Source organism: Ideonella azotifigens (assembly GCF_006519715.1).
Lineage (GTDB): Bacteria > Pseudomonadota > Gammaproteobacteria > Burkholderiales > Burkholderiaceae_C > Ideonella > Ideonella azotifigens.
Window position 1 is genome coordinate 1 of the sequence record NZ_VIDT01001075.1, and the last position, 1,311, is coordinate 1,311.

The window sequence follows — 1,311 nt, forward strand, 5'->3', positions numbered from 1 at the left end:
GCCTGGACCTGCCGGCCGAGCTGGCGCAAGGCCCTGGCCGCGTGATGCTGGTGCTGGACTACCTGGGCGACGCGGCGAGGCTGTATGCCGACGGTGAGCTGGTGGACGACCATTTCTACGACGGTGAGCCGTGGCAGATTGGCGTGGACCGTTTTGTCGTGCAAGGGAACGCCGGGCCGTCCCAAGTTGCCTTGTCCCCCACGGGGGGCGGGCTGGGTATCGCCCAGCCCTGGGGGCACTCAGATGGCCGCTGGCCGGTGCTGGAACTGGCGGTGCTGGCGGCCGACCCCGAAGCGCCCATCTTCCTCGAAGCCTTCGCGCGCGAGCGCTTGCGCGAGGTGGGTGGGCGGCCCACGCTGGCCAGCGTGGCGCTGCACACACGGCGCGAGCTGCGCCTGTCCCTCTGACGACCGGATCGGAAAGCCCATGGCCAGTGTGACCCTGGAACATTTGTTCAAGCGCTACGACGGCGGCGCCGACATCGTGCGCGACGTTTCGCTCGACATTGCCGACGGCGAGTTCTGCGTCTTCGTCGGCCCCAGCGGCTGCGGCAAGTCCACGCTGCTGCGCATGATTGCCGGGCTGGAAGACATCACCGGCGGCACGCTTCGCATCGGCGGCAAGCCTGTCAACGACCTGGCGCCCTCGGAGCGCGACGTGGCGATGGTGTTCCAGAACTACGCGCTGTACCCCCACCTCAGCGTGTCGCAGAACATCTCGTTTGGGCTCAAGCTCTCCGGCATGAAAAGCCCGGAAATCCGCACCCGCGTCGGGCAGATCGCGAAGGTGCTGGAGATCGAGCACCTCCTGGAGCGCAAGCCGCGCGCGCTGTCCGGCGGGCAGCGGCAGCGGGTGGCCATCGGGCGCGCCTTGGTGCGCAATCCGGGCGTGTTCCTGTTCGACGAGCCGCTGTCCAACCTGGACGCCGCGCTGCGCACCCAGACCCGGCTGGAGATTGCGCGCATGCACCGTGAGTACGGCCGCGCCAGCACCGTCTACGTCACGCACGACCAGGTCGAGGCCATGACGCTGGGCGACAAGATCGTGCTGCTGCACACCGGTGAGGACATGACGCGCCACGGCAGCGTCGCCCAGGTCGGCACGCCGATGGACCTGTACCAGCACCCGCGCAACCTGTTCGTGGCTCGCTTCATCGGCTCGCCGCAGATGAACCTGCTGAGCGCGCAGGTCGTATCGCTGGCGCCGGGCGGCGTCACGGTCGCGCTGCGCGACGGCACGCAGGTGACGGCCGGTGTCTCGCCCGATGGCCTGGCGCTGGGCGCCAAGGTCACGCTGGGCGTGCGCAGCGAG

1 protein-coding gene and 1 pseudogene are annotated in these 1,311 nt (G+C 69.3%); both read left to right on the forward strand.

The features are described 5' to 3' along the window. Window positions 1-407, forward strand: a pseudogene (locus FKP22_RS33190) (hypothetical protein); the annotation flags it as partial. A gap of 19 nt (window positions 408-426) precedes the next feature. Next, window positions 427-1,311 (forward strand): ABC transporter ATP-binding protein (locus tag FKP22_RS30680; RefSeq protein ID WP_141291966.1); only part of this gene is annotated, 885 nt, incomplete at its 3' end.